The organism is Tessaracoccus luoxuelianae (assembly GCF_054483915.1).
In genome coordinates, this window is record NZ_CM137013.1 from 1,217,610 (window position 1) to 1,239,004 (window position 21,395).

The following is a 21,395-nucleotide window of genomic DNA, read 5'->3' on the forward strand; positions in this document are numbered from 1 at the left end:
TCATCGCTTCCCCGATCCGGGGTACGTCAAGGAGGAACACCGTGTTCGACTGCGCCATCATCGGGGCCGGCCTGGCAGGGCTGGTCGCCGCGCAATACCTCACGGACCGCGGGCTGAACGTCACCGTCCTCGAGGGGCGAAACCGTGTGGGCGGCCGCGTCGAGAACAAGGTGCTGAGTGACGGCTCCTACGTGGAGCTTGGCGGCCAGTGGATCGGCCCCGGCTTCGACGAGCTCGTCGAGATCATCGACTCCCTGGGCCTCGAGACCATCGGCCTCCCCGCCCGAGGCAACCTGGTGGTCCGCCTGCGCGGACAGGCCCTGCAGGTGCCGTCGAAGGAGGACACCCCGGCGCTGACCCCGTTCGAGGTCTCTGATCTCGGGCAGGGCCTGCTGCGGCTGCGTCGCCTGGCCGAGCGGCTCCGCGACGACCCGGCCTGGCGCAAGGCCAACGACGTCTGGCTCAAGCAGGATCTCCGCCGGTGGGTCACCACCAACCTGCGGACCCATGGCGCGCAGCGGCGCTTCGGAGAGGTGTACGCCGCGGCGTTCGGGCCCATGCCGAAGGACGCCACGCTCGTTGAGGGTCTGCATCAGGTCAACTCCGGGCCGGATCTGGAATCCATGCTGGCCAGCAATGGCGGGCTCCATCAGCAGCGCGTGCAGGGGGGCATGGCCGCCGTGGCAGAGGCGCTGGCCGCCCGGCTGGGCGATGTGGTGCGGCTCGATGCCGAGGTGACCATGGTGGAGCACGCTGAGCGTTCTGCCAGGCTCAGGCTCGCCAACGGTCAGCAGGTGGAGGCCCGGCAGGTGATCTCCACCCTGCCGCCGAGGCTCGCCGTCGCGCTGCCGCACCAGCCGGCGCTGGCGGCGTGGCGCGCGGAGGCCGCGGACAAGGTGGCTCCCGGCAACGTGATCAAGGCCTTCCTCATCTACTCGCGCCCCTTCTGGCGCGAGTTGGGCTACTCCGGTCAGTCCAGTGCCGACGAGGGCGCGGTGCGGGTCACCTTCGACACCACGTCGGACAACTCCGAGCGCGGGCACCTGATGGGCTTCTTCGAGGGCGCGGACGCAGACAGCCTGTCGCGCCGCTCCGTCACGTTGCGTGAGCGGGCCTTCGTGGATTCTGTCGTGCGCACGTTTGGTGACGTGGCCGCGTTCCCACTGTCCTACATCGAGCGTGACTGGTCCGCGGAGAGGTTCACCGGCGGCTGCCACGGCGCGCACTTCGCGCCCGGCGTCTGGACCACCAACGGACCCGTCCTCGCCGAACCCGAAGGGGTTCTGCACTGGGCGGGGGCCGAATACGCCACCCGCTTCAACGGGTACCTGGAGGGTGCGGTGCGCTCGGGCCGCGAGGTGGCAGCCGTTGTCGCCCGGAACCTCGCCTGACGCACGGCTCGGCCGGCTGCGCCTGGTGGCGCAGGGTCTGATCACGCGGCCGTTCGGCACGCCCGCCGACGCGGTGGCCGCGCTCGGTGCCATGCAGGGCCAGGACCTGCCCGGGGTGCTGGCCTCGGCCGCTCTGCGGACGCCGCTGGGCATCGAGGCCGTGCTGTCGGACGTCGCTGAGGGACGGCTGGTGCGGGGATACCCCATGCGGGGCACCGTCTTTCTCCTCCCCGCTGCTGACGCTGCCTGGATCACCGAGCTCTGCGCCCGTCCAGCGATGCGCGCGGCCTCCGCCCGCAGTCACCAGTTGGAACTCGACGAGGCGCAGATACTCCACGCCCGCGACCTCGCGATCGAGGCGCTGGACGCCGGCCCGATGCCAAGGGCCGCGCTCTTCGACCACTGGGAGGCCCACGGGCTGAGGCCCAAGGGCGGCCGCGGCTACCACCTGCTGTTCCACCTCATTGCCGGCGGGACGCTCTGCTACGGGCCGTGGAACGGCGCGGATCAGGATGTCGTGCTGGCCTCCCGCTGGCTGCCCGCGGGGTCGTCGCTGGAGTCGCGGTTCAACGGGGATCGGGTCGCCGCAGTCGCCGAGCTGCTGCGCCGGTACCTGACCAGCCACGGTCCCGCCACCATCCGGGACTTCGCGTGGTGGACGAAGTTGGGGCTGGGGGAGATCCGCTCGGCACTGCCGCTGGTGCTGGGTGACCTGGAGGGCGCGGCAGGGGGGCAGGAGGCCAGCCACTGGCGCCCAGGCCTGGTGGAGGAGGCCGCGGCGCTGGGGCGCCGGGCGTCGGCGCCGCTCCTGCTGCCGGGCTTCGACGAGTTCGTGCTCGGGTATCAGGACCGCCTGTTCGCGCTGACCACTGAGGAGCACCACCAGCTGGTGCCCGGCAACAACGGGGTGTTCAAGAAGTCGATCGTGGCCGGCGGTCTGGTCCGCGGCATCTGGACCCGCGCAGGCCGACCTGGGGCTCGCAGGCTCGAGACCGTGGAGTTCACCGCTCTCAGCCCCACGGTGCGCAGGCAGCTGGCGGTCCGCTTCGCGGCCTTCCCCTTCGTCGCCCCCTGACCCCCCGGACACAGCGGGAGGGCGACGCGTGATGCGTCGCCCTCCCGCTGACAGTGCCGCTCGATCAGATGGCGGCCGACCCCTTCTCGCCGGTGCGGATCCGGACGATCTCGTCCACCGGGGTGGACCAGACCTTGCCATCGCCGACGGCTCCGGTGCGGGCGGCCTTGGAGATCACGTCGATGACCTCCTGCGCCTCGTCATCCTCCACGACGACCTCGATCTTGGCCTTCGTGATGAAGTCGATGGTGTACTCGGCTCCGCGGTAGAACTCCTTGTGGCCGCGCTGGCGGGCGTAGCCGGAGCATTCGGTGACGGTCATGCCGGCCACGCCGTGCTGCGCGAGGGCGATCTGAACCTGGGTCAACATGGTGGGCTGAACGATTGCCGTGACGAGCCTCATGCCTGCACGTCCTCTCGGGGGATGGGAACGATCAGCGTCTGCCGAACGCCGTAGGTGGAGTAGCCGACAGCGCTGAGGTCGTAGCCGGTTTCAGCGTGCTCGACGGTGTCGATGCCCTGGGTCTCGGCTGCCTCGGGCACCCGCAGGCCCATGGTCTTGTCCATCACCTTGGCGATGGCGAAGGTGACCACGAAGGAGTAGATCATGACGACCACCGCACCGAGCGCCTGGCGCCACAGCTGGTCGACCCCACCGCCGTACAGGAGGCCGGCCACACCGGCGGGGGAGTCCGGGTCGGCCAGGAAGCCGATGGCCAGAGTGCCGACCAGGCCACCCACGAGGTGGACGCCCACGACGTCGAGCGAGTCGTCGTAGCCGAACTTGCTCTTCAGGCCGATGGCGTAGGCGCAGGCCGCGCCGGCAAGCAGACCGATGACGAGGGCGCCCAGGGGGCTGACGGAGTGGGCGGCGGGGGTGACACCGACGAGGCCCGCCACGATGCCGGATGCGGCGCCGAGGCTGGTGGCGTGTCCGTCACGCAGGCGCTCCACCAGGAGCCAGGCGAGCATCGCCGCGGCGGCGCCTGCCAGGGTGTTGATCCAGGCCACACCGGCCATCGCGTTGGCGCCCAGCGCCGAGCCCGCGTTGAACCCGAACCAGCCGAACCACAGCAGGCCGGCGCCGAGCATGACGAGGGTCAGGTTGTGGGGGCGCATGGGGGTGCGTCCGAAGCCCATCCGCGGGCCGATCGCGATGGCCAGGGCCAGCGCCGCGGCGCCCGCGTTGATGTGGATGGCGGTACCGCCGGCGAAGTCGATGGCCTGGATGCTGTTCGCGATGAAGCCGCCCTTCTCAGCGGTTCCGCCGTCGAAGCTGAACACCCAGTGGGCTGCGGGGAAGTACACCAGCAGCGCCCACACGGCGGCGAAGACCGCCCAGGCGGAGAACTTCATGCGGTCCGCGACCGCGCCGGAGATGAGGGCCACCGCGATGATGGCGAAGGCCGCCTGGAAGCCGGCGAAGACCATGGCCGGCACCGTGAAGGTGGCGAGCTCGGGATCCATCATCCCTTGGAGGAAGAGGAACTCCAACGGGTTGCCGATGAAGCCGCCGATGGAATTGCCGAAGGCCATGGAGTAGCCGACGATCACCCAGAGGACGCCGACGATGCCCATCGTCGTGACCGACATCATGAGCATGTTGAGCACGCTCTTGGCGCGGACCATGCCGCCGTAGAAGAACGCGAGACCGGGGGTCATGAGGAGCACCATGGCGGCGCTCACCAGGACCCAAGCGGTGTCGCCTGCACTGATTTCGAGAACTGTCATGCCGCAAAGCTTGCAGGGCGCCTATTTCGGCGGGTTCGTCGCAGCGTAACGGTTGAGTTAGGGAAATCCCGGCCGACGTATCGATCGGGTGTCGGCGAGTTACCGTCGCGTTAAGGAAGCACTGATCAATGCTGTTCTCGGCGAGGACGTGCCGGGCGGGATGAGGTGGCGCCACTCCATCTGGTGCGTGTACTTGACGTCCATATCCAGATGGAGAGGGGTCAGATCGCCCGATCCGGTGCGCCGCAGCCAGGACATGATTGATCAGTGGTTCCTCAACCCCGTCGTCGCACGTTGTCCAGGTGCACTGCGGAGAAGTCACCTTCGGCCAGATCTGCCCACTCGCCGTCGAGGGTGAAGGTGCTGAAGGCCGAGGTGGGGAACCAGCACTGCGCCTGGTCCGCCTCAGCCCGGTTGCTGGCGAAGGCCAGCTCAGCGACGAGGCTGGGGATGGTGGGTGCGTGCCCCACGACGAGCAGACCGGTGACGTCGGGGTCCGTCTCGCCGATCCGCTGCAGCATTGTCTCGGTCCCCTGGTAGTACAGGGCGTCCTGGAACTCGGCGGGGACGTCCAGCCCCAGGGCCGCGAACGTCTCACGCGTGCGCTGTGAGGTCGACACGAGGGCGTACTGCAGGCCGAGCTCCCGCAGCTCCCGGCCCGCCTCCTGCGCGTCCTGAACCCCGCGCGGCAGGAGGCGGCGGGCCTTGTCGCCGCCCACATTGTTGGATTCCGTCTTCGCGTGGCGCATCAGCACGAGTCGTCGCATGCGCCGAGCCTACGCCGCCGCGCAACGCCGGGAACAGCCTTCCGTCAGGGTTTCACCGCGACAATCAGGTCCCGTTTGATCGACGAATCGACGCGGTGGCCGAACCGCTCCCAGGCGCCGCCGGTGCGCACCACAAGGCCGTTCTCCGACAGCATCGCCGCGAGGTCGTCGCGGGACAGGCCGAACGTGTTCCAGCTGATCCCCATCGCACCACCGTGCATCAGCTGCCCGGCCCAGACCGGGATGGCCTCGCGAAGCAGTCCGGCGGGGGACCGGTCCCGCTTGCCGGACACGCCGCGGACGTCCGTCGTGGAGCCGTGGGCGATGCCGTAGGGGGCGTCGGTGACGATGACGTCGAACTTCTTCCTGCCGAACAGGGTGGCGGACTCGCGGGTGTCGCCGACGAACGACGTGACGTGCAGCGTTGCCCCGTCGGTCCTGATCTCGGCGTCGAAGCGCCTGCTGACGGCCTTGCCGTCGCGGCGCACGGGGGTGGTCTCGGTGGTGTGCTTGAGACGCTTGCGGCGCAGGTAGGTGGTGTAGAACGAGGCCATCTGCTCGAACGCCTTGGCGTCACCCTCCACGCCGTAGGCGTCGTGGCCGAACAGCAGCGCCGTGGACAGGGTGGTGCCGCGGCCGGCGAGGGGGTCCAGGATCTGGCGCGGCCCGGTGGGCTCGCGGGTCACCGCGGCAAGGGTCACCCCCAGCAGAAGGTGCGTGAACTGCTCGTTGGTCTTGCCCTGGTACTTCGGGATGGTGACCAGGTCGTCGTCGAGCGCGAAGGTCCGGGGGAGCGCGACGGGCCGCAGCAGATCACCCGAGGACTCGAACAGGGCGAAGCACGCCGACTGCCTGGCGACGGTCTCCAGTTGGGCCTCGCCGAGGTCCGGGGCCTCGAAAGACAGGTAGCCGACCCCCGCCACCTCGGTGTCTGCGATGTCCTCAGCGAACGGGGCCGTCAGCTCGAGCTCGGCCGCCGTCAGCGGCCCGGACTCGCCGCCGTAGACACGATTGGCCGAGGGCATGCGCAACATGAGGTAACGAGGCATTGGCACATTCTCCCACGCCCACCAGGGGTCGCCGCCACCGCGCAGAAAAGCCCCGCCGTGGCGGGGCTTCTCGAGGTTTTGGTCAGGCCAGGTTCACGTGGTGATGCTCGTACGGAGTGCCCTTGGCGCGCTCGAACGACGCCGCGACCTCGGCCTCCGCGTCCTCGCGGTTGGTCCACGTGGCGCCCTCGACCGACTTGCCCGGCTCCAGGTCCTTGTAGACCGAGAAGAAGTGCTCGATCTCCAGCAGCATGTGCTCGGGGACGGAGGACAGGTCAGTGATGTGCTTGCTGCGGGTGTCTGCCGTGGCCACGCACAGGACCTTGTCGTCGCCGCCCATCTCGTCGGTCATGCGGAACATCGCCACGGCGTAGCACTCGATGAGACAACCCGGGAACGTAGGCTCCGCGCCGATCACCATGGCGTCCAGCGGATCCCCGTCCTGGCCGAGGGTGGCCTCGACGAAGCCGTAGTCGTAGGGGTACTGGGTGGAGGTGAAGAGGGTCCGGTCCAAGCGGATCCGGCCCGTGTTGTGGTCCATCTCGTACTTGTTCTTGGTGCCCTTGGGGATCTCCACAGTCACGTCAAACAGGATCCGGCGTCCAGGGTCCACCGGGATGAGGCCGACGGGTGCGTCTTCGCTCACTGGAGCACTCCTATAGTTGAAGGTGATGCCCGCAGGTCACTGGGGCAGCTACCCCTGCAGGATACAGGCTCGGAGGACACCTTGCGGACACGCACGAGGACGGTTCAGGCGGTGCTCGCCTGGCTTCTCGTCGGCCTGTTGCTGGCCGGGGGGTTCTCGGTCGCGGTGGTGCATCAGCCGTTGCTGACGGCCATCGGCGTACTGCGCAGTGGCGCCCCCAGCTCCGTCCCCCCCACCCTGTTCTCCCCGTCGCCGACTCCCAGCCCGGAGGTGGACGCCGCGGGCACGGGGCTGGCCGACGCGGCCGACCTTCCACCGGTGGGGGTGCTGCCGGACCGCGCCACCCTCGACGCCCGCCTCGCGGGGCTGAATCGTTCACGACTCGTCGGGGTCGACGGGGGAGCCGTCCAGATCGCCTGGGAGGTGGTCGACGTGGCCACCGGCGAGGTGGTGGGCGCCGCCACCGAGACCACACCCCTGATCCCCGCGTCCAACACCAAGACGCTCACCACCCTGGCCGTGATGAACGCCTTCGCAGGCGACGAGCGCTTCGCCACCACCGTCGTCCAGCCTGCGCCGGGGCAGATCGTGCTCGTCGGAGGTGGGGATCCGATGCTGCTGAGCGAGCCGGCCGATCCGGGCAGCTACCCCCAGCCGCCCACCACGCAGCAGCTGGCAGCCGACACCGCCGCCGCGCTCAAGGCGGCAGGCCAGACCAGCGTCACCCTCGGCTTCGACGCCTCGCTCTTCGAGGACTCCGGCTGGAACGAAACCTGGCCGGCAGGCTACCGCGACCAGGTCACGCAGCTCTCGGCCCTCTGGGTCGACGAGGGGCGAACCGGCGGACCGCGCAGCCGAACCCCCGCCGTTGACGCCGCGACACTGTTCGCCGCGCAGCTCACAGCCGCCGGCGTCACCGTCACCGGCACGCCCACCCAGGCCACGGCCACCGGCACTGAGCTGGCAAGGGTGGAATCGCTTCCCGTCCACGTCCTCGTCGAGACCGCGATGAACCGCTCCAACAACTCCTTCACCGAGGTGCTCGGCTTCCAGCTCGCGCTCGCCACCGGCCACCCGTCCACCTTCGCCGGGTCGGTGGCGGCCATCGAGGAACAGCTCACCGCACTGGGGCTGTGGGACGACGGGTCCGTCCTGCGTGACGCCTCAGGGCTGTCGCGGAGCAACCTGGTCACGGCCCACATGCTGGCCGCGGCCCTCCGCGCGATGAGCACTGACGCCAGGCTGTCGGTGATCCTTGACGGGCTGCCGACGGCCGGCGTCACCGGCACCCTTGCTGACCGCTTCACCGACGAGGTCTCGCGCCCAGCGCGTGGGGTGGCCCGGGCGAAGACCGGCACCCTCTCCTTCGTGTCCACCCTCGCCGGCACCACACTGACCTCGGACGGCCGCCAGGTCACCTTCGCCTTCCTCATCAACGGCCCCCCGGACGGCTTTTCGGCCAAGCTGTGGGCGGACCAGGCGACGGGCGTCGTTGCGGCCTGCGGCTGCTGATGGAGCACGCCCCGATCGTGAACTGGTCCCTGGCGCAGCGCGCCGCGACGGTGACAGCGGGCACGCTGCCGCGGGTGACCCGTCCGGAGGCCGAGCAGCTGGTGGCCGATCTCCGGGTGACCGCCCACCGGGCGGGGCGGCTCGCCGCGCGCTATCTCGGGCTGGACAGCGTCGGCGCCGAGGTGGTCACGGTGGTGGACTGGGCCGGGTGGGCTCGGGCTGTCCGGTCGATGACCGACGGCGCCGTGACAGAGCTCGGTCTGCCTGCGCGGCCCCCGCATCCGCTCAACGCGCTGAGGGGGCTGGGCAACGGGCTGGCCGCCGGGTTGGCGCTGGGCGCCGTGAGTCGCCGCATGCTGGGCCAGTACGACGCCTTCACGGGCACCCGGGCCCTCTATCTCGTCGCCCCCACCGTCGTGGCACATGAGCGGAGCCATTCGTTCGTGCCCCGTGACTTCCGGTTGTGGATCGCCCTGCACGAACAGACCCACGCCCTCCAGTTCCAGGCCGCGCCATGGCTGCGCGATCACCTGAGGTCGTTGATGGCACGGCTGGCCGCCGACGACGCGAACCTGCTCGAGGCCCTTGCCGGGTGGCGCTCGACCGGTGAGGCCGCAGCCCTGCTGACGTCGACGAAGGGTCGCGCGGACCTGGCCGCCCTGACGGCGGCGATGACGTTCCTGGAGGGCCACGCCGATCACGTCTCGGACCGGGCTGGCCGGGGCCAGGTGAAGACCGTGGCGGCCCTGCGGCGGGCGTTCCGCCGGCCGAAGAGCACCACCGTCCTCAGCCGCCTCGTCGGGTCGCTCAGCAAGAACGCCCAGTACCGCGACGGCCTGGCGTTCTGCACCGCGGTGTACCGGTCGCGGGGAAAGCAGGCGCTGGCCCGGGCGTTCGAGTCCGCGGAGGCGCTGCCCACCCCGTCCGAGATCGCAGATCCGGGCGCGTGGATGCGCCGGGTCCATGGCTAGGCGCGAGCTCGGGCCGGCCGCGCTGCGGGTGGCCCACGCCGTCGCCGATGCCCTCCCTGACTCGCCGGTGATCGTCGGCTGCTCGGGTGGCGCGGACTCGACGGCGCTCGCGCTCGGAGCGCACTGGGCCGCACGCCGGGCGGGCACCTCCGTTCGTGTCATGGTGGTGGACCACGGCCTGCAGCCCGGCTCGGGTCAGGTCGCCGACGCGGTGGTGGGCCGATTGGCTGAGCGGGGCCTCGAGGCAACCGTCGAGCGCCTCCACCTCGGCCGCCCGCACACCGGTGGTGTGGAGGCGGCCGCCCGCGAGGCACGGCTGCAGGCGCTGGCGTCGCCCGGCCTGCCCGTCCTGCTGGGGCACACCCTCGACGACCAGGCCGAGACCGTGCTCCTGGGGCTCCTGCGCGGCTCGGGCACCCGGTCTCTGGCCGGCATGGCCGAGGAGCGTGGCCCGTTCCTGCGCCCGCTCCTGGGGCTCCGCAGGACCGACACCCAGCAGGCCTGCGCCCAGTGGGGTGTCGAGGTGTGGGAGGACCCCATGAACGACGACGCGCGGTTCGCCCGGGTCGCCGCCCGCGGGGTGCTCCGGGACCTGTCCGAGGCGTGGGGCCGCGACCTTGCTCCCGCGCTGGCGCGCACGGCCACCCTGGCCAGGGCGGACGCGGACCTCCTCGACGAGCTCGCCAGGGACGCCGTCGCGGATGCCGACGAGTTGGACGTCACGGATCTCGGCGGCCTGCCAGACGCGCTGCGGTGGCGCGCCATCCATCACTGGCTCGCGGCGTGGTCGCCCGAGGTGGGCATGGTGCACGTGCTGGCGGTGGCGGCACTCGTCGACCGGTGGCGCGGGCAGGGGCCGGTGGCCGTCCCGGGCGGCGCAGTGGCCAGGCGCTCCGGACGGCTTGCGTTCCAGCCGGGTGCTCCGACACCGGGTGCGGACTCCGCGCCGGGACGATAGGCTGACCAATCGTGGATGCCGCTGACGTTGCAGATGACCTGGAGAAGGTGCTTTTCACCTCCGAGCAGATCCAGGCCCGGGTGGCCGAGATCGCCGGACAGATCGACGCCGACTATCAGGGCCGCAACGTACTGCTCGTTGGCGTCCTCAACGGCGCCGTCATGGTGATGAGCGACCTGCAGCGCGCCATGCACAGCCACGTCGAGATGGACTGGATGGCCGTGTCATCCTACGGCTCCGGCACCCAGTCCAGCGGAGTGGTCCGCATCCTCAAGGATCTCAGCGTGGACCTGGAGGGCCGAGACGTCATCGTCGTGGAGGACATCATCGACACCGGCCTCACGCTGTCCTACCTGATGAGCAACCTCGCCTCCCGCAGCCCCTCGTCCCTGGAGATCATGGCCATGTTCCGCAAGCCGGACGCCGCCCAGATCACGGTGCCGGTCAAGTACGTCGGCTTCGAGATCCCCAATGAGTTCGTGGTCGGCTACGGACTGGACTACTCAGGCCGGTACCGCAACCTGCGCGATGTGGGAACGCTCGCCCCACGCGTCTACAGCTGACGCCCGATCGCCCCGACTGAACGCCCGAGGGGCCGGTTGAGGGCCGCTGGTAGTGTTTCGGTGCGCCACACTGTCGCCCTACTAGATCGGCTTTGACTGTGCAGAAGTTCTTCAAGAGCCCGATGGCCTGGATCGTGCTCAGTCTGCTCTTCCTCCTGCTCGGCATGCAGGTCCTCAGCAGCGTCACCGGGTATCAGACGGTGCCCACCTCCGAGACGCTCGCGCTGCTCGAGGGGGACCAGCAGCTGCAGGAGGTCGCGCTGGTCGACGGCGAGCAGATGATCCAGATCATCGACGAGACCGGCATCAAGACCCAGTCGGCGTGGGTGGGCAACCAGGTCGACGACGTGGTCCCTCTCCTGAAGGCGCGCGAGGAGGCCGGCACCCTGGAGCGGTGGACCGCCAGCAACCCGAGTCCTGGTCTGCTGTCGATGCTGCTGTACACCGGGTTGCCCTTCATCATCCTGCTGCTGGTGTTCTTCTGGATCATGCGTTCGGTCTCCGGTGGCGGTCAGGGAGGCCCGCTGTCGTTCGGGAAGTCGAAGGCCAAGCTGGTCAGCAAGGACACCCCCAAGACCACCTTCAAGGACGTGGCCGGCGCCACTGAGGCGGTGGAGGAGCTTGAGGAGATCAAGGAGTTCCTCGCCGAGCCAGCGAAGTTCCAGAAGCTGGGCGCCAAGATCCCCAAGGGTGTCCTGCTCTATGGTCCGCCCGGCACCGGTAAAACCCTGCTGGCGCGCGCTGTCGCGGGTGAGGCCAACGTCCCCTTCTTCTCCATCTCCGGCTCGGACTTCGTCGAGATGTTCGTCGGCGTGGGCGCCTCACGCGTGCGTGACCTGTTCAACCAGGCCAAGGAGAACGCCCCGGCCATCATCTTCATCGACGAGATCGACGCGGTGGGTCGGCATCGTGGCGCCGGCATGGGCGGCGGGCACGACGAGCGCGAACAGACCCTCAACCAGCTGCTGGTCGAGATGGACGGGTTCGACGTGCGCGGCGGCGTCATCCTCATCGCGGCCACCAACCGGCCTGACGTCCTGGATCCGGCGCTCCTGCGCCCCGGCCGGTTCGACCGTCAGATCGGCGTCGAGGCGCCGGACTTCGAGGGCCGCCATATGATCCTGCAGGTGCACGCCAAGGGCAAGCCGCTCGCCAGCGACGTGGACCTCGCCTCCATCGCCAGGCGCACGCCCGGCTTCTCGGGCGCAGACCTCGCCAACGTGCTCAACGAGGCGGCGCTGCTGTCGGCGCGCCAGAACATGGAGATGATCCGGCAGCCGCAGCTCGACGAGGCCATCGACCGCGTGATCGCGGGGCCGCAGAAGCGCACCCGTCTCATGAACGACAGGGAGCGCCTCATCACGGCCTACCACGAGGGCGGCCATGCTCTCGTCGCCGCAGCCCTGCCGGGCAACGACCCGGTGCAGAAGGTCACCATCCTGCCCCGTGGCCGTGCGCTGGGCTACACGATGGTGATGCCGGATTCGGACAAGTACTCGCAGACGCGGGGCGAGCTGCTGGACCAGATGGCCTACATGATGGGCGGCCGTGCCGCCGAGGAGCTCGTGTTCCACGACCCCACCACCGGCGCGTCCAACGACATCGAGAAGGCCACCAAGGTGGCACGTGCCATGGTCATGCAGTTCGGCATGAGCGAGCGCGTGGGCGCGGTGAAGCTCGGAGGAGGGGACTCGGAGCCCTTCATGGGCATGCGGGGCACCGACTCCAGCCAGGAGTTCTCCCAGGCCATGGCCGCGGTCGTCGACGACGAGGTGGCCAAGCTCATCCACACCGCTCACCAGGAGGCGTTCGACGTCCTCCACGAGAACCGCGACGTCCTCGACGAGTTGGTCCGTCAACTGTTCGCGCGCGAGACGCTCAACAAGGCCGACGTGGCGGAGGTCTTCAAGCCGCTGCGCCGCCGGGACAAGCGGCCGGCCTGGACGGGCTCGGACCTGCGGCAACCCTCCGACGTGCCCCCCGTCGACGTTCCGCCGGCGCCCGAGGCCCCACCCGACAGGCCACCGGTCCTCACCTCGCCGCCCTCACCGCCGGCGATCGGCCCGGACTTTCAGCCCGGGGGCTCGACGCCGCAGCCGCCCGAGACGGGGCCCTCGCCCTGGGGCCCGCCCATCCCGCCGGCAGAGCACTGATATGGCCGTGGATCATGGCCGCGCCGCGGCCGCGGTGCGAGAGCTGCTCATCGCAATCGGAGAAGACCCTGAACGTGACGGGCTGCTGGAGACCCCGGACCGGGTGGCGCGGGCGTGGGGGGAGCTGCTGGCCGGCCACGGCGTGGACGCCTCCGGCGTCCTGGGCAAGACCTTTGACATCGCCCACGACGAGATGGTGCTGGTCAAGGACATCGAACTGGTCAGCACCTGCGAGCACCACCTCCTGCCCTTCACCGGTGTGGCCCACGTGGGCTACATCCCCTCGGAGAACGGCCGCGTGACCGGGCTGTCGAAGCTCGCCCGGCTGGTGGACATCTACGCGCGGCGCTTGCAGGTGCAGGAGCGGCTCACCACCCAGATCGCGGACGCGCTGGTCGAGCACCTGGATGCCCGGGGGGTCATCGTCGTGGTGGAGGCCGAGCACACCTGCATGACCATGCGCGGGGTGCGTAAGCCCGGCAGCCGGACCGTGACCTCGGCCGTGCGCGGGCTTCTGCGTCATCCCGCCACGCGGGCGGAGGCGATGAGCCTCATCATCGGCAGGTGACCCGATGACGCTGGTGATGGGGATCGTCAACGTCACCCCTGATTCGTTCTCCGACGGCGGGCGCTACCTGGATCCCGAGCAGGCGGTCGTGCACGCGAGGCGGCTGCTCGCCGAGGGTGCCTCGCTGATCGACGTGGGCGGCGAGTCCACCAGGCCGGGCGCACAACGGGTGACCGAGGATGCGGAGCGGGCCAGAGTGGTGCCGGTGGTGCAGGCGCTGGCCGCCGACGGGATCCGGGTCTCAGTGGACACCATGCGCGCCAGCGTGGCCCTGGCCGCCATCTCGGCTGGAGCCGCCATCGTCAACGACGTCTCGGGCGGGCAGGCGGACCCGGACATGGTGGCCGTGGTGGCCGATTCCGGGGCCGACTTCGTCGTGATGCACTGGCGCGAGCACTCCGTCGGCATGCAGCAGCACGCCGTCTACGCCGATGTCGTCAGTGACGTGATCGCCGAGCTGCTCGTCCAGCGGGACGCCGCGCTCGCCGCGGGCATCCCTGCCGAGCGCATCATCCTCGATCCCGGGCTGGGGTTCTCGAAGTCCTGGGACCACAACTGGACGCTGCTGAGGCACCTCGACCGTTTCCAGGACCTGGGGCACAGGCTGCTCATCGGCGCCTCCCGCAAGGCCTTCCTCGGGGAGCTGCTGGGCGGGAGAGAGCCCCAGGGGAGGGACGGTGCCACCGCCGCTGTCTCGTTCTGGTCCGCCCTGCACGATGTGTGGGCCGTGCGCACCCACGACGTCCTCACGCAGAGCGACGCGGTCGCGGTGGCCCGCAGGCTCCGGCACGAGGCGCCGCTCAGGATCAGCTGAACGACGGACCCGGGCCGTCGGCCGAGGGAGCCCGTGCGGTAGGGTCGGCACAACCGGAGGGAGCACGACAATCGACCGCATCACGCTCACAGGAGTGACCGCGACAGGCTTCCATGGGGTCTTTCCCCATGAGCGCCGCGAAGGTCAGCCCTTCGTCGTCGACGTCATTCTGGAGCTTCCCCTCGAGACGTCCTCGGATGAGTTGGACGACACCGTGAGCTACGCGGACATCGCGACCATGGTGGAGTCGGTGATCACCGGGGAGCCACGCAATCTTATTGAGACGGTGGCTGGGGAGATTGCGACGAGGTGCCTGGAGCATGGCAGAGTGGTGGGCGTCACGGTCACCGTGCACAAGCCGCGTGCGCCCCTCAGCCAGCACTTTGCGGATGTTGCCGTCACGATCAGCAGGAGTAAAGATGTCTAACGGCCCTTTCGATATCGATGTCGACACGCTGGGTAACCTTCGCCCCATCGCGAAGGTGGTACTGAGCCTCGGATCCAACATGGGGGATTCGGCCGCCATCCTGCAGGAGGCCGTCGATTACCTCGCCGAGACCCCGGACCTCATCCTGGTCGATGTCTCGCCGGTCTATGAGACCAAGCCGCAGGGCGATGTTCAGGACCAGGACGATTTCCTCAACCTGGTCGTCGTGGCGGAATCCACCTTGGAGCCGCTCACCATCCTGGACCGGGCACAGGCCATCGAGGAGAACTTCGGCCGCACCCGCGAGCTTCGTCACGGCCCGCGGACGCTGGACATCGACATCATCATGGTGGGCAAGCGGATCTCGGAGGACAGCATCGAGTTGCCCCATCCCCGCGCGCACGAGCGAGCCTTCGTGCTGGTGCCGTGGCTGGACATCGACCCGAACGCGGAGATCGCGGGGCACGGGCCCATCGCGGACCTCGTCGAGGAACTGGACACGTCGACGGTGACCCGCCGCGACGACGTCGTGGTCACGGCCGTCACAGGATTTTGAGCCAGGGGCCGCGCCTCGGCCTGACCACCGCCCGTCAGGCCGTCATCTCGGTGCTTTCTGGCGCCGCCGTGTCCGGACTGCTGTTGCTCGCCTTCGAGGCCGCGGGCACGTTTCCTCCCGTCGTTCCCTGGTCAGTGCCCATCCTGACGGTGGTGCTGGCAGTGGGTGTCGCGGTCTACGCGCGACTTCTGCCGAAGCGCATCGAGGAGCACCGCGTGCAGTCGCAGGAGTCGGTTGCGGCTCTGGCCATCGGCAAGTCCATGATCATGACCGGCGCCCTCCTTGCCGGGGGGCACGTGGTCTATGTGGCGCGCTTCGTGCAGCTCTTCGACGCACCCCTTCCGTCGGCGCGCGTGATTCAGGGCGTCGCCACGATCGTGGCTGCCCTGCTGTTGGCCGCTGCGGGGGCGCTGCTGGAGCGTGCCTGTGTGGTGCAGGACAAGGATGACGACGACGATCCTTCGCCGGGGGTTGCCTCGCCGGCGTGATCCCGACACGCCCACCAGCCTGCCCGGAAGCGGACAGGCTGGGCAATACTGTGGCCGCATGTCTGGTCGACGCGCTTCTCGAAAGTCCACCGAGCGCACCCTTGCGCTCACGATCCTCGGCGTCGGTACCGCCGCCTCCCTGGCCTCCCTGGCGGGGGACCTGTGGGTCGTCCGTGCGGGTGTGCTGGTCGCCGTCGTGATGGCGTTCGCCGCGGTCTGGACCGCCTGGCGGGAGCTGAGTGCGGAGCGGGAGCGGCACGCTGTGGAGATGAAGCATGAGGTGGGCCTCCGCTCGCAGCAGGCGGCACGCTTCCACGAGGAGTCTGTGGCCATGATCGGCCGCTTCAACGCCCGGGCGGAGAACCTGCAACTCGTGATCGCCAAGCTGCGCAGCCAGCTGGGTGCCGCGAAGGCCGAGCTGAGCTCCATGCGCGGCAACGCCGTCTGGCTGAGGGCGGAGGTGGCTGAGCGCCAGGCCCGCATCGAGGCGTTGGAGTCGCGGATCGCGGAACTCGAGGCTGAGGACACGGCCAACATCGTCGACCTGCCCCGCCGGGTCTCACCCAGCATCTACGACGTGTGGGGCCAGGACGAGCACCCCACCATGGTGGACCTGGCCAAGCTCAACCTCGACGGCCTGCCGGAGCTGCGCCGCCACGCCTGAGGTTGACGCCTTCACTTGTCCGCATCGCCGACGGTGTAGCCCAGTGTGGCTACGACGTCGGCGATGCTGTCTGTTGGCACCCCTTCGAGTGCCCGCCCCAGCGCGGAGAGGTTGCTGAACGACGGGGTGCGCAACGCAACCCGCCACGGCGTCTGACCACCTCGCGAGACCATCAGGCACGATGCGACTCCCCATGGCGCCTCAAGGTCCGTCGAATGCTCCCCCTCCGGCACCTTCAGCCTGCGTGACAGCTTGATCCCCACGGTGCCGGGGGTCTGATCGGCCAGCGACCGCGCGCTCCGGATCATGGCGACGCTGGTGTCCAGCTCGTCGATGAGCACCGCGAGACGCGCCCGGCCGTCGCCGGCGTGCCGGGTGGGCGCTGGGACGAAGAGGGTGCCGTAGGCAAGGTAGCCCGACCGGCGGCGGTCGAGATCCACTCCGGCGGCCCTCGCCACCGGCCCCGACAGCCCGTACCCGAGGCACGCGTTCCGGTCCAGGACCGCCAGGCCGGAGAACCGCGTGGTGCGCGACAGCGCGGCGGCGAGGTCGCCGGCCAGGCGGGCCACGTCGTCGAGCAGTGGCGTGAGGCCGGCCAGCCAGCCGGGCGGGGCGTCGGCGGCCAGCCCGCCCACTCTGCAGAGCATCGGATGGACGCGGTTTCCGGTCCAGCTGAGCATGTGGTCACGCAATGCGTCCACCACCGTCCACAGTCGTGAGCCGAGTTCCCCGTCGGCGAGATAGCTGAGGAAGGACAGGTGACTGTGCAGGCGGGCGCATTCAGCCAGCAGCGTGCGGAGGATGGTGGCGCGCGCCGGGGGAGTCAACCGCATGGAATTCTCGATGGTGAGCACCAGGCTCAATTCGCCGCTGAAGGCCGCCAGCCAATCGTGCCGGTCCGCGAGCATGATCATGGCGCGATAATCGCGGACCTCAAATAGTTTCTCGGCAGCCCGATGCCCGAATCCTGAGGTCACGTCAGCATGGACAATGACGCCGGCCTCGATATCTGCGGCCAGGGTGATCAGTCCCACGGAGGTGGGATGCCTCAGCCCCAACGATAGGGGAGTGTGCCCGGCCAGGGAAAGTCCGCCAATGGTGAATGAGTTCATCGGCGGCATTCTATTCCCTCCTTCCGTCACGGGCCCTGAGGCGGTAATCTCTTTGAGGACTCTTCACCCCCCCGAAATAGGAGTAATCATGGCAAAGCAGGTTCACGTCATCCTCGTTGACGACATCGACGGGTCGAGCGACGCCCGCACGGTCGAGTTCTCTCTGGGGAGGGACGCTTACACGATCGATCTCTCCGAGAAGAATGCCAGCAAGTTGGAGGCGGCGCTCGCCCCCTACATCGAGAAGGCGACCAGGACGGGTCGCAAGGCCGCCCGGAAGCAGGCCGCGCGGCCCGGAAGCCGCGACACCAACGCCATCCGGGAATGGGCGCGGGCCAACGACGTCCAGGTCTCGGACCGCGGCCGCATCCCGGCTCAGGTGCTCGCGGCCTACGAAGCGGCGCACTGACCGTCCACGTTCGCGGCCGGTGAACCGTGCAGCATTGGTTCCCTCGGGTACGTCAGTAAGCTAGAGGTGGTTGCTCGGCGCACGTCGCCGGGCCGCAGGAGGGAAATCACATGTTCGAACGGTTCACGGACCGCGCCCGGCGCGTCATCGTCCTGGCGCAGGACGAGGCGAAGCTGCTCAACCACAACTTCATTGGCACCGAGCACATCCTGCTCGGCCTCATCCACGAGGGTGAGGGCGTGGCCGCGAAGGCGCTCGAATCGCTCGGGATCGCATTGGAAGCGGTCCGCGAGCAGGTCGAGGAGATCATCGGCCAGGGGCAGCAGGTTCCGACGGGGCACATCCCCTTCACGCCGCGCGCCAAGAAGGTGCTGGAGCTCTCGCTGCGCGAGGCGCTCCAGATGAACCACAACTACATCGGCACCGAGCACATCCTGCTCGGCCTCATCCGTGAGGGCGAGGGTGTCGCGGCTCAGGTGCTGATCAAGTTGGGCGCGGATCTCAACCGCGTCCGCAATACCGTGCTTCAGCTCATCACCGGCTATCAGGGACGCGAGGCTTCGATGTCTGGCGCCCCGGAGACCGGCCCCGAGAAGGGCACCTCGCAGGTTCTGGACCAGTTCGGCCGCAACCTCACGCAGGCCGCGCGCGAGAACCAGCTGGATCCGGTCATCGGCCGCGCGCACGAGATCGAGCGCGTCATGACGGTGCTCAGCCGTCGCACCAAGAACAACCCGGTGCTGATCGGTGAGCCCGGCGTCGGAAAGACAGCCGTGGTGGAGGGCCTCGCCCAGGCCATCGTCCGGGGCGACGTGCCCGAGACGCTCCGCGACAAGCAGATCTACACCCTGGACCTGGGCGCCCTCGTTGCGGGCTCCCGGTACCGCGGCGACTTCGAGGAACGCCTGAAGAAGGTGCTCAAGGAGATCAAGACCCGCGGTGACATCATGCTGTTCATCGACGAGATCCACACCCTCGTCGGGGCCGGCGCCGCCGAGGGCGCCATCGATGCCGCGAGCATCCTCAAGCCCATGCTGGCCCGAGGCGAGCTGCAGACCATCGGTGCCACCACCCTGGACGAGTACCGCAAGCACATCGAGAAGGACGCCGCGCTGGAGCGTCGCTTCCAGCCCATCCAGGTGGCCGAACCGTCAGTCGCGCTCACGGTGGACATCCTCAAGGGCCTCCGGGACCGGTACGAGGCCCACCACCGCATCACCATCACGGACGAGGCGCTCGTCGCGGCGGCCACCATGGCGGACCGCTACATCCAGGACCGCTTCCTGCCGGACAAGGCCATCGACCTGATCGACGAGGCAGGCGCACGCCTGCGGATCCAGCGCATGACCGCGCCACCGGACCTGCGCGAGTTCGACGACATGATCGCCGCCAACAAGCTCGAGAAGGATGCGGCCATCGACGCGCAGGACTTCGAGCGGGCCGCGCGCCTCCGCGACGAGGAGCAGAAGCTCCGAGCCCAGAGGGCAGAGAAGGAGGAGGCCTGGAAGCAGGGCGATTCCGACATTCCGGCGGTCGTCGGCGAGGAGGAGATCGCCATCGTGCTGTCCGGCTCCACCGGCATCCCCGTCTTCAAGCTCACGGAGGAGGAGTCCCAGCGGCTGCTCCGCATGGAGGAGGAGCTGGGGAAGCGGTACATCGGCCAGCATGACGCCGTCAAGGCGCTGTCGCGCTCCATCCGGCGCACCCGCGCCGGGCTCAAGGATCCCAAGCGTCCCAGCGGCTCGTTCATCTTCGCCGGCCCCTCCGGAGTCGGGAAGACCGAGCTGACCAAGGCGCTCACCGAGTTCCTTTTCGGCGACGAGAATGCCCTGATCACGCTGGACATGAGCGAGTACTCCGAGAAGCACACCGCGTCGCGGATGTTCGGCTCCCCGCCGGGATACATCGGCTACGAAGAGGGCGGGCAGCTCACGGAGAAGGTGCGGCGCAAGCCGTTCTCGGTGGTTCTCTTCGACGAGATCGAAAAGGCTCACCCGGACATCTTCAACTCGTTGTTGCAGATTCTCGACGAGGGCCGGCTCACGGACGCCCAGGGTCGAGTGGTGGATTTCAAGAACACCGTCATCGTGATGACCACCAACCTGGGTTCTCGCGACATCTCCAAGAGCGTCAATCTCGGATTCACCCGTTCGGGGGATGCCGAGTCCGGCTACGAGAAGATGAAGGCGAAGGTCTCGGACGAGCTGAAGCAGCATTTCCGTCCCGAGTTCCTCAACCGCGTGGACGAGATCGTCGTGTTCCACCAACTCTCGCAGACAGACATCGAGCGGATCGTGGACCTTATGGTGGCCCAGATCGAGTCCAGGCTGAAGGACAAGGACATGGGCATCGAGCTCACTCCCGCGGCCAAGACGCTGATCGCCAAGCGCGGCTTCGATCCGGTGCTGGGTGCGCGCCCGCTGCGTCGGGCGCTGCAGCGGGACATCGAGGATCTCCTTGCCGAGAAGATCCTCTTCGGTGAGCTGCAGGCGGGCCAGATCGTCCAGGTGGACGTCAGCGAGGAGGGCGCGGAGTTGCCGTTCAAGTTCACCGGCGTGGCGAAGGCGGATCTACCTGAGCTGGCTGTGGCACCGGGGACCGACGGCGCGGCCACGGCCTGACGCCACCCACGACGAACGGGGCCGACCAACGGGTCGGCCCCGTTCGCTGTCTCCTCCCGACCTCGGGCTGGGCGCCCCACCGCAGAGTTACCTCACGCCGCACGCGCCTGCTGACAATGGCGGACCTGGTCGTCACTCACAGATGCGGAGCGTCGCTGACAAGGGACAGGATGAGGGCGACGGTTCCCGCCGCCGCGACCGACACTGCGACGACGGCGGGCAGAAGGCCGTCGGCGAGTTGCCGGCCACCGCCGATCAGCGTCCGGTGGGTGTAGGAGTACCTCCGCCTGGACCAGACACCGATGAGGGCAGCCAGAGCCAACCCAGCGGCGGCGAACGCCCACGACCACAGCCCCAGGGCAGTGGCCTCGATGCGGGCGAAGACCAGGGCTCCTGCGCCGATGGAGAGTGCCGTGCGCTGCCAACTCAGGATCGTGCGCTCGGCTGCCAGGCCGGGGTCTGAGGGCCGTTCGTTCATCGCACCAGGAAGCCGACGAACACGAGCATTCCGCTGACCGTCACGGCCGCCGCGACAGGCAGGGCGAACAGCGACGACGGCAGGGGCGTGCCGCTGCGCAGAGCCCGCTCGTACCGCGCCCAGCCCCACCAGGCGAAGGGGGCGGCCGCGATGCCGGTCACCATCAGGACCACCGAGGCGGCAATCCGGAACGACTCCTGAATCCCCAGACCGAGCACCTCGAGGGCGATACCGCCGGCCAGCAGGGCCAGCGAGGTACGGATCCACGCGAGGTAGGTGCGTTCGTTGGCGAGCGTGAACCGGGGGTCCGGCTCGTCGCCGGCCCGGTAGACGGATCGGGGGAATCGTTCTCGGGCCACGGCACCACCGTAGCCGCCGTCGCCCACGCAGGCATCGGCCGGTGCCGTGCAGTGGGTCTGCCCGTTCGGGCGGCGAGGACCTC

23 protein-coding genes are annotated in these 21,395 nt (G+C 69.1%); 15 read left to right on the top strand and 8 right to left on the bottom strand.

What is annotated here, in order from left to right; translation table 11 throughout:
- Positions 1-41 precede the first annotated feature (41 nt).
- The gene (locus ACX1D1_RS05230; RefSeq protein WP_182799128.1) at positions 42-1,391 is read left to right on the top strand and encodes a flavin monoamine oxidase family protein; all 1,350 of its coding nucleotides are present in this window, start codon (positions 42-44) and stop codon (positions 1,389-1,391) included.
- Entirely contained in the window at positions 1,369-2,466 is a 1,098-nt protein-coding gene (locus ACX1D1_RS05235; RefSeq protein WP_220490871.1) for a winged helix DNA-binding domain-containing protein, read from the top strand. The genes ACX1D1_RS05230 and ACX1D1_RS05235 overlap by 23 nt, the downstream gene beginning before the upstream one ends.
- Positions 2,467-2,530: 64 nt before the next feature.
- Here ACX1D1_RS05235 and ACX1D1_RS05240 read toward each other — a convergent pair whose 3' ends face one another.
- The 5 genes from ACX1D1_RS05240 to ACX1D1_RS05260 form a co-directional block, all read right to left on the bottom strand.
- Positions 2,531-2,869: a P-II family nitrogen regulator gene (locus ACX1D1_RS05240; protein WP_182782138.1), complete on the bottom strand. Its 339-nt coding sequence runs from the start codon at positions 2,867-2,869 to the stop codon at positions 2,531-2,533.
- Positions 2,866-4,197 carry an ammonium transporter gene (locus tag ACX1D1_RS05245; RefSeq protein WP_182782139.1) on the bottom strand — a complete coding sequence of 444 codons (1,332 nt, stop codon included), beginning with the start codon at positions 4,195-4,197 and terminating at the stop codon, positions 2,866-2,868. Before ACX1D1_RS05245 ends, ACX1D1_RS05240 begins: the two co-directional genes overlap by 4 nt.
- A gap of 275 nt (positions 4,198-4,472) precedes the next feature.
- Positions 4,473-4,964 (bottom strand): SixA phosphatase family protein, encoded by a 492-nt coding sequence (locus ACX1D1_RS05250; RefSeq protein ID WP_459056205.1) that lies wholly within the window; start codon positions 4,962-4,964, stop codon positions 4,473-4,475.
- Positions 4,965-5,008: 44 nt separating this feature from the next.
- The gene (locus ACX1D1_RS05255; RefSeq protein WP_459056206.1) at positions 5,009-6,013 is read right to left on the bottom strand and encodes a TRM11 family SAM-dependent methyltransferase; all 1,005 of its coding nucleotides are present in this window, start codon (positions 6,011-6,013) and stop codon (positions 5,009-5,011) included.
- Positions 6,014-6,095: 82 nt separating this feature from the next.
- Entirely contained in the window at positions 6,096-6,554 is a 459-nt protein-coding gene (locus ACX1D1_RS05260) for an inorganic diphosphatase (RefSeq protein ID WP_220489157.1), read from the bottom strand.
- A gap of 216 nt (positions 6,555-6,770) precedes the next feature.
- Between ACX1D1_RS05260 and dacB the strand changes: the two genes are divergently transcribed.
- From dacB to ACX1D1_RS05315, 11 genes are all read left to right on the top strand, one after another.
- The gene (gene dacB / locus ACX1D1_RS05265; protein ID WP_459056207.1) at positions 6,771-8,171 is read left to right on the top strand and encodes a D-alanyl-D-alanine carboxypeptidase/D-alanyl-D-alanine endopeptidase; all 1,401 of its coding nucleotides are present in this window, start codon (positions 6,771-6,773) and stop codon (positions 8,169-8,171) included.
- Complete coding sequence (locus ACX1D1_RS05270; protein WP_255443531.1) at positions 8,171-9,142, top strand: Rv3626c family coenzyme F420 biosynthesis-associated protein; 972 nt, start codon at positions 8,171-8,173, stop codon at positions 9,140-9,142. The genes dacB and ACX1D1_RS05270 overlap by 1 nt, the downstream gene beginning before the upstream one ends.
- Entirely contained in the window at positions 9,135-10,100 is a 966-nt protein-coding gene (tilS, locus tag ACX1D1_RS05275; protein ID WP_459056208.1) for a tRNA lysidine(34) synthetase TilS, read from the top strand. Before ACX1D1_RS05270 ends, tilS begins: the two co-directional genes overlap by 8 nt.
- A gap of 11 nt (positions 10,101-10,111) precedes the next feature.
- Positions 10,112-10,663, top strand: a complete 552-nt coding sequence (gene hpt / locus ACX1D1_RS05280) for a hypoxanthine phosphoribosyltransferase (protein ID WP_182782145.1) — start codon at positions 10,112-10,114, stop codon at positions 10,661-10,663.
- A 122-nt stretch (positions 10,664-10,785) separates the two neighbouring features.
- Entirely contained in the window at positions 10,786-12,816 is a 2,031-nt protein-coding gene (gene ftsH / locus ACX1D1_RS05285) for an ATP-dependent zinc metalloprotease FtsH (RefSeq protein ID WP_459056542.1), read from the top strand.
- Between the two features lies 1 nt (position 12,817).
- Complete coding sequence (gene folE / locus ACX1D1_RS05290; protein ID WP_182782146.1) at positions 12,818-13,384, top strand: GTP cyclohydrolase I FolE; 567 nt, start codon at positions 12,818-12,820, stop codon at positions 13,382-13,384.
- 4 nt (positions 13,385-13,388) lie between these two features.
- Positions 13,389-14,198, top strand: a complete 810-nt coding sequence (gene folP / locus ACX1D1_RS05295) for a dihydropteroate synthase (RefSeq protein WP_182782147.1) — start codon at positions 13,389-13,391, stop codon at positions 14,196-14,198.
- A gap of 94 nt (positions 14,199-14,292) precedes the next feature.
- Complete coding sequence (gene folB, locus ACX1D1_RS05300) at positions 14,293-14,625, top strand: dihydroneopterin aldolase (RefSeq protein WP_459056209.1); 333 nt, start codon at positions 14,293-14,295, stop codon at positions 14,623-14,625.
- Positions 14,618-15,181, top strand: coding sequence for a 2-amino-4-hydroxy-6-hydroxymethyldihydropteridine diphosphokinase (folK, locus tag ACX1D1_RS05305; protein ID WP_182782149.1), 564 nt, complete (start codon positions 14,618-14,620; stop codon positions 15,179-15,181). The genes folB and folK overlap by 8 nt, the downstream gene beginning before the upstream one ends.
- A complete protein-coding gene (locus ACX1D1_RS05310) occupies positions 15,178-15,669 on the top strand; it encodes a DUF3180 domain-containing protein (protein WP_182782150.1) in 492 nt (163 codons plus the stop codon). Before folK ends, ACX1D1_RS05310 begins: the two co-directional genes overlap by 4 nt.
- 58 nt (positions 15,670-15,727) lie before the next feature.
- Positions 15,728-16,333 (top strand): hypothetical protein, encoded by a 606-nt coding sequence (locus tag ACX1D1_RS05315; protein ID WP_182782151.1) that lies wholly within the window; start codon positions 15,728-15,730, stop codon positions 16,331-16,333.
- An 11-nt stretch (positions 16,334-16,344) separates the two neighbouring features.
- Here the strand turns inward: ACX1D1_RS05315 and ACX1D1_RS05320 are convergent, their stop codons facing one another.
- Complete coding sequence (locus tag ACX1D1_RS05320; protein ID WP_459056210.1) at positions 16,345-17,445, bottom strand: NADH-quinone oxidoreductase subunit D-related protein; 1,101 nt, start codon at positions 17,443-17,445, stop codon at positions 16,345-16,347.
- A gap of 88 nt (positions 17,446-17,533) precedes the next feature.
- On the opposite strand from ACX1D1_RS05320, the gene ACX1D1_RS05325 reads away from it, so the two are divergent.
- The gene (locus ACX1D1_RS05325; protein ID WP_182782153.1) at positions 17,534-17,854 is read left to right on the top strand and encodes a histone-like nucleoid-structuring protein Lsr2; all 321 of its coding nucleotides are present in this window, start codon (positions 17,534-17,536) and stop codon (positions 17,852-17,854) included.
- A gap of 110 nt (positions 17,855-17,964) precedes the next feature.
- On the top strand, positions 17,965-20,475 hold the full coding sequence (locus tag ACX1D1_RS05330; RefSeq protein WP_459056211.1) for an ATP-dependent Clp protease ATP-binding subunit: 2,511 nt from the start codon (positions 17,965-17,967) through the stop codon (positions 20,473-20,475).
- 136 nt (positions 20,476-20,611) lie between these two features.
- Here the strand turns inward: ACX1D1_RS05330 and ACX1D1_RS05335 are convergent, their stop codons facing one another.
- Together ACX1D1_RS05335 and ACX1D1_RS05340 are read right to left on the bottom strand one after the other, a co-directional pair.
- Entirely contained in the window at positions 20,612-20,953 is a 342-nt protein-coding gene (locus ACX1D1_RS05335) for a DUF202 domain-containing protein (protein ID WP_459056212.1), read from the bottom strand.
- On the bottom strand, positions 20,950-21,312 hold the full coding sequence (locus tag ACX1D1_RS05340) for a YidH family protein (RefSeq protein ID WP_459056213.1): 363 nt from the start codon (positions 21,310-21,312) through the stop codon (positions 20,950-20,952). The genes ACX1D1_RS05335 and ACX1D1_RS05340 overlap by 4 nt, the downstream gene beginning before the upstream one ends.
- Positions 21,313-21,395 lie beyond the last annotated feature (83 nt).

Excerpts from the sequence above, each read along its gene's own strand:
- folP (WP_182782147.1), top strand. The coding sequence starts at position 13,389 with ATGACGCTGGTGATGGGGATCGTCAACGTCACCCCTGATTCGTTCTCC.
- ACX1D1_RS05325 (WP_182782153.1), top strand. The coding sequence starts at position 17,534 with ATGGCAAAGCAGGTTCACGTCATCCTCGTTGACGACATCGACGGGTCG.
- ACX1D1_RS05320 (WP_459056210.1), bottom strand. The coding sequence starts at position 17,445 with ATGAACTCATTCACCATTGGCGGACTTTCCCTGGCCGGGCACACTCCC.
- ACX1D1_RS05240 (WP_182782138.1), bottom strand. The coding sequence starts at position 2,869 with ATGAGGCTCGTCACGGCAATCGTTCAGCCCACCATGTTGACCCAGGTT.
- ACX1D1_RS05245 (WP_182782139.1), bottom strand. The coding sequence starts at position 4,197 with ATGACAGTTCTCGAAATCAGTGCAGGCGACACCGCTTGGGTCCTGGTG.
- ACX1D1_RS05330 (WP_459056211.1), top strand. The coding sequence starts at position 17,965 with ATGTTCGAACGGTTCACGGACCGCGCCCGGCGCGTCATCGTCCTGGCG.
- ACX1D1_RS05335 (WP_459056212.1), bottom strand. The coding sequence starts at position 20,953 with ATGAACGAACGGCCCTCAGACCCCGGCCTGGCAGCCGAGCGCACGATC.
- ACX1D1_RS05260 (WP_220489157.1), bottom strand. The coding sequence starts at position 6,554 with ATGGACCACAACACGGGCCGGATCCGCTTGGACCGGACCCTCTTCACC.
- ftsH (WP_459056542.1), top strand. The coding sequence starts at position 10,786 with ATGGCCTGGATCGTGCTCAGTCTGCTCTTCCTCCTGCTCGGCATGCAG.
- ACX1D1_RS05250 (WP_459056205.1), bottom strand. The coding sequence starts at position 4,964 with ATGCGACGACTCGTGCTGATGCGCCACGCGAAGACGGAATCCAACAAT.
- folK (WP_182782149.1), top strand. The coding sequence starts at position 14,618 with ATGTCTAACGGCCCTTTCGATATCGATGTCGACACGCTGGGTAACCTT.
- ACX1D1_RS05255 (WP_459056206.1), bottom strand. The coding sequence starts at position 6,013 with ATGCCTCGTTACCTCATGTTGCGCATGCCCTCGGCCAATCGTGTCTAC.
- ACX1D1_RS05315 (WP_182782151.1), top strand. The coding sequence starts at position 15,728 with ATGTCTGGTCGACGCGCTTCTCGAAAGTCCACCGAGCGCACCCTTGCG.
- ACX1D1_RS05270 (WP_255443531.1), top strand. The coding sequence starts at position 8,171 with ATGGAGCACGCCCCGATCGTGAACTGGTCCCTGGCGCAGCGCGCCGCG.
- tilS (WP_459056208.1), top strand. The coding sequence starts at position 9,135 with ATGGCTAGGCGCGAGCTCGGGCCGGCCGCGCTGCGGGTGGCCCACGCC.
- folE (WP_182782146.1), top strand. The coding sequence starts at position 12,818 with ATGGCCGTGGATCATGGCCGCGCCGCGGCCGCGGTGCGAGAGCTGCTC.